Below are 8,395 nucleotides of genomic sequence, written 5' to 3'. Positions count from 1 at the left end.
TGAAATTGCTTTCCTTTAAAATGATTCATCGTCATTCCTCCTGCTATCTTTTTCTATTATTCTACCTTATTTGATAGTAGATTTAAAACTTTGCAACAGAACCTACAAAGTAAATAGAGAATCTTCCCTCTTTATCTACTTCGATAGTACTTAGCATGATATTACGTACAATTTTCTGCTGAATTTGTCGAGTCATTTCCTTGTAGGAGCGCAAAGATTCTTTGTAGTACTCGGAGACACTTCCTTTTTGTGCTGTTGAACGCGTCGTTATCACACCTTTCAACTGTTGCAGCGTATCTACCTCTTCAATCCAAGCTTCATCAATAGCCTTTAAAACTGCCAATCGATAAAATTCAGACATCCCCTCATGTGTTTGAACAATACGTGCTTTCTTCTCCATTTCTTTTTTAAAGATTAGAAACAGTAGGTCCTCAATTTGGGTATCACTAGCAAGAAGCAAATCTTCAGGTATTTTTTTAAATTCGTAGGTAAAGTTGTCCAAAATATAGCGTCTCAATTGATGAGGGCTACGTTTGGGATGGGTCTGTAAGAAATCTCCAATGACTTCAAATACAATTTTCTCTACCTTAGCCGACAGATCCACGTCTTCTAACATGAGTTTATCCCTAAGAGTATATACCTTATTCCGCTGGATGCGCATGCTCTCATCATATTCGATCGTAAAACGACGGGAACTAATCGCCCCATCCTCACTTTTTGTTTGAGCATGCGTAAGTGCACGTTTGAAGCGTTTCGATTTTAAGGGCTGTCCATAATTCCTTCGTTCGGTGTTGTTATTTTTCTTAAAGTACTTTTTAACCCACTCAGGTCCATTATTGACTAGCAACTCATCTTCCAATGAGACAAAAAATTGTGACATCCCCGGTTCACCCTGACGTCCTGAACGACCTCGCAACTGCCAGTCCATACGACTGTTGGGCATCCGCTCTGTTCCGATAACTGCTAACCCGCCAAGTTCAGCCACTCCTTGACCAAGTTTGATGTCCGTTCCACGACCAGCCATAATAGTTGCACAAGTTACAGTTCCATATTGTCCTGCTTCTTGAATAATAAGCGCCTCTTTGGCAACATTATTAGCTGTAAGGGTGCTATGCGGAATTCCTTCTTGCAACAACATCTTGGAATAAATTTGCGTGATTTCTACAGTTCCTGAAATTAACAATACAGGCTGCCCCTTCGCATGAAGTTTTTTTACCATCTCAATGGTGGCATATAACTTCTCTGGTAGGGTGGCATATATCTTATCCGGGTAGTCAATGCGCTGGGTCGGTTTATTTGTCGGAATGGAAACTACAGGAACATGATAAGTTTCAATCAATTCATCTTCAGCCTGATGTCCAGTTCCAGTCATTCCTGCGATTTTCGGAAACATGTTAAATAGACTCTGATAGGTAACTGAGCCCATCGCTCGACTTTCCTTAGTCTTCTTAACCTTTTCTTTCGTCTCGATAGCTTGGTGAATACCAGATTGCAAACGTGTTCCTTCTAACACCCGGCCTGTCCGATTATCCAACAGTTTGATTTCATCATCCTGCACGACATAATCAAAGTTTTTCCGATAAAGATAATGAGCGCGGAGAGCCAAGTTAATATGACGATTCAACTCCCAGCTTTCAGATGAGTAGAGTTCATCTATATCAAAATACGATTCTGCATAGTCATTCCCTTTATCTGTCAGATAAACTTCTTTTTTATCTGGGTCAAAAAAGAATTCCTCCCCTTCTTTTAAGGTTAGAATGAACTGATTACAAATATCAAATAGGTTTGACTGCACTCTTGGAAAACCCGAAATAATCAACGGTGTCTGAGCACTGTCTAGTAAGACAGCATCTGCCTCATCAACGATTACATAGTTAAAGTCTCGTAGGAATTTGCCTTCTGCAGATGACGCAAGATTATTAGAGAGATAATCGAAACCAAGTGTTGCACTAGTTGTATAGGTAATATCTGCCATATAGACACTTTCCCTATCTTCTTCTGAATCTTGATTCGTATCAGTATCTTCTTCTTCCTTCGCACCAATCCCAACGGTCAAGCCTAGGAACTGATAGACTTTTCCCATTTCCTCCCCATCACGAACAGCGAGGTAGGCATTGGTGGTTACTAGTATCGCTCCCTTACCCATTAGTGCATTTAGGTAAAGGGGCATTGTTGCAGTTAGGGTCTTTCCTTCTCCGGTACGCATTTCTGCAATACAGCCTTGGTGGAGGGCGATGCCTCCCATGACTTGAACTTCGTAAGGAAACTGCCCTAGTATGCGGTAACAGGCTTCCCTCACAGTTGCAAAAGCCTCTACCAACAAATCATCCAAAGTCTCCCCTTGTGCAAGGCGTTCTTTGAATTTTATTGTCTGACCAGAGAGCTCTTCATCGCTCATTTGGCGATACTCAGATTCTAGTTTAATAATTTTTTTAGTGATACGCCTAATTTTAAACAACCGATATTTGTTTATAATTGAAGTATTATTTCTTAACTTCATACCCCTTCCTCTTCTCTAGTATTTCGGATAAGGCCTGTTACAAATTCTAAATCCTGCGGATAACGATTTTGGCTGTAATACCCCCTCGCTTTTCTAGATTGATAGTGGGTGTCAATCTCATCCAAGACATATAATGCAATATCAGAAAAATAGACACGCTGACAGCCTGCACTGACTAAAGCCATATTATAAGTGAAGGCATCAGCAGGGTAAACAAACTCTTGCTCTCCATATTTCAAGATATCTAATCCAACAACCTCGCCTTGGCGATTAAAATATTGCAATTCAATGTAGGCACGACCTTCTGGTTCAACAGAATAGTTGTGTTCTATGCGATAGCGATAACCAGGACGTAAAAGCGGAAGATTCGGCGACTGACGATCCCCTTGATAATTGGTCCTAGAATGCCATCGTTTTATTGGTTTACCAGAAGCAAAACGAAGATTTTCAAACTGAACCTTTTTATCAAAATGATCAATTACAGAGCCATACAAATAATTTCCACCATTCGCTGTATCTCCCCAATAAATCTTTTGTATTAATCGTCCTTCCATTAGAGCTTCCTTCCAAAATCGTTCTTCAAGAATTTATGATACTGCGTCATGAACCACCTATTAATGGCTCTACTATTATCATTGTGACGTCCCTCATATCCCTTAGCATAGATATGTGTATCACTATCTGCCAGATGCTCTACCAAACGCTCCATAGCATGACCATCATAGTCATCCTGTTGCATGTAGGCAATGGCAAATTCCGTCTTATCAAAGTCTACCTTACCAAATTTATTCCAAAAATGCTGGTTAAAACGTTCAATCGCCGCTTCGTCTGATCCTCCAACGACATTTCGAATCATATCACCACTTGTTTCAAACTCATCCGGTCGCTTCAACTTCAAGTTAGCAACTGTATCTCCTAAATTTGTAAATGGTTTCCCAACAATGACAGCGTGCGGTTTGAAGTGAGAAGCATAGTAGAGACCACCAAATGCGCCCATCGACAATCCGGATAAAATCAATTGATCGGATGTGAAACCAAGATAGTCTAACGACTCCTGAATGGCATCAATCACATTCTTTTCCAATTGCTCTGTTCCAGAATAGAAACACCCACCTTCTAAACGCGGATCAGCAATTAACATAAATGGAGTTCTCATAGCTTTCATCATAAAGAACCCTTCGAAACCTTCCGCTCCACGGAAACCAGAAAAGTATACATTCAATGGTGGTTTTAAATCTCCAGGATTGAAATAGGTAAAAATCTCTTGTCTTTTTTCATCAACGTGTCGCTTTCCACCTAAAACAAACCGCCCAAGCCCTTCTCGAGAGTATCTCCAGTGAGTTACACCAAATTTTAGCTTTCCACTTCCTTTTACACTAAATGAAATAGAATAATGGCCAACTTCCTCATCTGTCCTTAAAATATATGGCTCTTTTAAGTCACATTCGTCAATAATCAAAGTTTTATACACATCGCCAAGCGATCCCTTGCGAAGGCAAACAATCTCCATTCGGAGTTGACAGTCGCCTTCTTTTATGAATTCTGGCCAAAGTTCCAATGACATAGAGAAAACAGGCAGATTATACCGAAATGTATATAGTGTTGTAAAGTCTTTACCAAAGTCGCCTTCAAAATTCACACCAACATTTCCATCGTATGATACTTGTCCTTTAAAGTGCGGATTTACATCAATTTCAGGAATCTTTAATTTTGCACCATATTGCCCACCAAATAAATTCCGATATAGATAAAGTATGGTGTCGTAATGTGATTCCTCAATTGGTAGTTCCCTCATTACCGCTCGTCGACACATTCCATCTACTCGCTGATCGAAAATCGTGACTCTCTTATCCTTAAATAGAGAGTAAGCATCGACATTAGAGGTAAGTTGCTCCAGCACTTCTTCCGAAATATCCGAAGTAACTACCACACCTGAAAAATGAATATGAACTTTTGTAGGTTCTTCCATTTCAGCTAGTCTTTCCTCGGGTATCTTGGCAATTTCAGCAGCTTTTAATCCCTCTAAGTAATCTTGTAGTTTATCACTTGGTGTGTATAACCACTCTATTTGTTCGGGAAGTTCTAGGTCTTTCGCCCAGTTCTCATCCCCTATCTGCAATAGTTTCATTTTTACTTTCCAATAATTCTTTCCAATGGGCTATGATTTTTCCACTAGTATAATCACCCATTTTTTGAACTGTATAAATAAGCGAGTTATTCCAATTGCTCAAGCCATCAAAATAATAACAAATAGCTTCCGAAATCCCTGAAACCTCATCAACAATCCAACCGTTTTCTGAATGGGTCACATACTCAGTTTTTATCATATTAATTTGAGGCAAACCAGCACTAATGCTTGCAATTTGAGTATATATGTGAGGTTTTTCACTCAAATCAATCACTAATCTTGTTGTATCCAATTCTTTTATAATCTGATTTTCATTTGTAAAATGTTTGAACTGGATAGCAGTTAACTCTATTTCCTCATCTTCTTCCAGTAAGTTCTCGCTTTCATTTTCCACCAAATCAGTGAATCGTTCTAATGAATAATTTTCATTAATAATCTGCAAGACTTCTTCTGTTACCTGCTCTTTTTTTCTACCGTTCTCATAACTTATTAAATGAAGTTCTATCAGTGGATTCTCCATCATTGTTCCTAAAATTTCATCTAAAGCTAGACGATAACGGGTTTGATCTATACCATCAATTAAGAAATAGATAATTAGTTCTTTAATTGTCTGGCTATGCCCTAAGCGAAGACGAGTATCAAATGGAGTAACGCGATTAATAAAACGATGTGGTAACTGGTGTTGTTCGATTTCTGCCAAAATCTGTTGTTCTGCTGCCTCAGTATCAATAATTACTAAACTTGCAGCCTCAATAACCAGCTTTAGCGCCTCAGTATTTTTTACATCAAAACGATCGCCAAAGAGAGAAAATACCTTTCGATACTCACCAAAATTATTAAAGATAAGATCATTATGACGTAAATCACTAGCTACCACCAAAAAATCATCCGGTTCCATCCACTCAGATTTCAGTAATTGTACACGTTCTTTAAACAATTCCTCCCAGGCATCATACGTTAATTTATGGAACATTTGATCGGCCGATGGATTGATTTCAATCACACTGTGCTTTCGAGTTAGATGTTCACGAACCTGCCATACCCCAAATTCATTTAAGTAATCCTGATAGCTAGGAACACCATCTTTTGAATATTGAATGCTCGACAAAAATCCTCTATCGTCAAAGTAATAGCGTCTAGCTTCTTTATTTTCTTCGTAAAAAATGACAAAGTGTAGGTTCCCATTTTCGGCAAAATGGATATCAGCAATCTTTTCGTTATCAACATATGCCAACACCATAAATGGGGAATAGATAAATCTAGTCCCTTCGGGCCATCCTAATTCTTTAAAAGGAATTGTCTTTGTTTCCTTTCTTTGAATGTTTTGAATATCATCAAAAAATGACCAATAATTCACATCTAATAAGCCTTGTTTGTGTAAATAATAGCGAAGTTGCGGGTGGTAGCATGTCAAAATAAGCGCAGCTTCTTCATGAGCAGCTTGAAACATCTGAATTTGGTTGATTGTATCATCAAAGCTCATACGCTCAAATACACGGAACCATAGCGGCGTTTCAACAAACCACTTACGATTTCCGTTATACCATGACGGAATAAAATAATACATTTTTTCTCCTTTAAATCAAGTCATCGTACTGTTTCCAAGTTTGCATTACACTTATTTGCTCTACAATCCCTAACATCAGAGTGGTCATAATATAAATGTTTTGTATAAGAATAGCAAAACTTATTTGCCCTGATTGGCTCCAAATAATCAGCATGGGAATACCACCCATTAAACTTGTATAAATTGCACCTATAATTGCCAATTTCCACAAATACGATCCGATGTATTTCTTTGTAGCTTCTCCTGGACGGACTCCTTCAATATAATCCCCACCTTTTTGCATTCCTTCAGCAATTTCTCCTGGATCCAAATTAAAGAACGCAAAGCCAATTGCCAGAATAAATAACAGAATAAGATAGAAAATTATTCCTACTAGCTGTGACATTGAGAAATGTTGTGAAAGATACTGTAGTGCTTCATTATCTGGGAAAAATCCGAGCAATATGGAAATAAATAACGGGGGTAGAGTCATCAAGGTCATCGCATACATAAACGGCATCCCACCTGCCGGAGTTAGTTTGAGAGGGATGTACGTCTCCTCTGCAAAGGAACTAACAATTGTTATTCTTCGAATAGGGATTCTATATTCTGCTCTAAAGACCCTAATCGTGATCCAAATAAGAATTGATGCTCCACCTAGGACAAACAGAGTAATCAGCAACCAAACCCAAATATCAAAACGATTCTCAGATACCAATCTAGCAATATTTACTAAAAATGTTAATGTCATATTCGAAATAATGATGACTGATGGTCCACCAACGCCTTTTCTAGCATTGACAGCCGCAAGCCACGCAAGAACATAACTCCCTGCTATCAGGATAACAATTGAACTGATTCTCAAAAGTACTTTACTTTGCGGTCCTAATGCTGGAATTTCGAAATAATCACTAACACCACTATACCCGTATGCTTGAATAAAAGCAATTATAAACATCAGTGACATCTGCCATAACTGAGTTTGTCGCTTCGTTGCCACTTTTACCACTTTAAACAAGCTCAAAAAACGCCACAGAATCATACTGGTCATCCAAGGACTTAAACCCAACGAAAATAGATTCTGCATAGAAAAATTCCCTCCAGATACCATCGCTAAAGTATCTAGAGAACTCGTTAAATCATACCCACCAGCACCTATTTCAGAATAAACTGGCAACGTCCCAATAGGAATATATTTCCCTAACATATAGGCAAAAATTATACCAACTGACCAAAGTATCCTTTTTAAAATTAATGAACTTCGGATTTTTTTCTTCATTGATGCAAACATTTTATACCCTCTTTCTATCATGTATTGTGAGAATACACTTCTCACAATACATGATAAATCGAAGCTATTCAAATAAATAGCTTCGAAATATCACTGTCGTTAATTACTATTTTTCTCGACATCTTCCTCTTCTTTTTTACGGCGTTTATACAAACCGCCAAGAAGGAGACCTGCTCCAAGGATTCCTGCCCAAGCTGATGATTGTTCACCAGTATTTGGCAACGCACCTTGTCTACGCGGAGTTTGAGAGTGACGAGACGGGGTTGATTCTGACTCAGAAATTGATTCAGATACAGACTCGCTTACTGATTCTGATACAGACTCAGAGATTGACTCAGAAACTGATTCGCTGATTGATTCAGATACTGATTCTGAAATTGATTCACTTACTGACTCTGAGATAGATTCAGAGACAGATTCTGAAATCGATTCGCTTACTGATTCAGAGATTGACTCTGAAACTGATTCTGATACAGACTCAGAAACTGATTCGCTGATGGACTCTGATACAGATTCTGAAATTGATTCACTTACTGACTCTGAGATAGATTCAGATACGGATTCTGAAATCGATTCGCTTACTGACTCAGAGATAGACTCTGATACAGATTCTGAAATCGATTCGCTTACTGATTCAGAGATTGACTCTGAAACTGATTCGCTAATTGACTCTGATACTGATTCTGAGATTGATTCAGATACTGACTCAGAGATTGATTCAGAAACTGATTCGCTGATGGACTCTGATGTAGATTCAGAGATAGATTCTGATACAGATTCTGAAATTGACTCACTCACTGATTCAGAGATTGACTCTGATGTAGATTCTGAGATTGATTCTGAAACTGACTCAGAAATTGATTCAGATACAGATTCTGAAATCGATTCGCTTACTGACTCAGAGATAGATTCAGATACGGATTCTGAAAT

The 8,395-nt window shown here is 38.4% G+C and carries 6 protein-coding genes; all 6 read right to left on the bottom strand.

Annotated elements, in window-relative coordinates; genetic code table 11:
* Positions 1 to 82 precede the first annotated feature (82 nt).
* A complete protein-coding gene (gene secA2, locus NOL38_RS10200; protein WP_277942073.1) occupies positions 83 to 2,500 on the bottom strand; it encodes an accessory Sec system translocase SecA2 in 2,418 nt (805 codons plus the stop codon).
* A complete protein-coding gene (gene asp3, locus NOL38_RS10195; RefSeq protein ID WP_238711207.1) occupies positions 2,497 to 3,054 on the bottom strand; it encodes an accessory Sec system protein Asp3 in 558 nt (185 codons plus the stop codon). Before asp3 ends, secA2 begins: the two co-directional genes overlap by 4 nt.
* Entirely contained in the window at positions 3,054 to 4,628 is a 1,575-nt protein-coding gene (gene asp2, locus NOL38_RS10190) for an accessory Sec system protein Asp2 (protein ID WP_277942072.1), read from the bottom strand. Before asp2 ends, asp3 begins: the two co-directional genes overlap by 1 nt.
* Complete coding sequence (gene asp1, locus NOL38_RS10185) at positions 4,603 to 6,195, bottom strand: accessory Sec system protein Asp1 (RefSeq protein WP_277942071.1); 1,593 nt, start codon at positions 6,193 to 6,195, stop codon at positions 4,603 to 4,605. The genes asp2 and asp1 overlap by 26 nt, the downstream gene beginning before the upstream one ends.
* Positions 6,196 to 6,205: 10 nt before the next feature.
* Positions 6,206 to 7,453: an accessory Sec system protein translocase subunit SecY2 gene (gene secY2, locus NOL38_RS10180; RefSeq protein WP_277942070.1), complete on the bottom strand. Its 1,248-nt coding sequence runs from the start codon at positions 7,451 to 7,453 to the stop codon at positions 6,206 to 6,208.
* Between the two features lie 111 nt (positions 7,454 to 7,564).
* A partial coding sequence (locus NOL38_RS10175; RefSeq protein WP_277942069.1) for a DUF445 family protein occupies positions 7,565 to 8,395 on the bottom strand: 831 nt, incomplete at its 5' end.

The sequence above is a fragment of the Streptococcus suis genome (assembly GCF_029616525.1).
Classification (GTDB): domain Bacteria; phylum Bacillota; class Bacilli; order Lactobacillales; family Streptococcaceae; genus Streptococcus; species Streptococcus suis_AF.
This window is presented reverse-complemented; position numbering and strand designations above follow the sequence as displayed.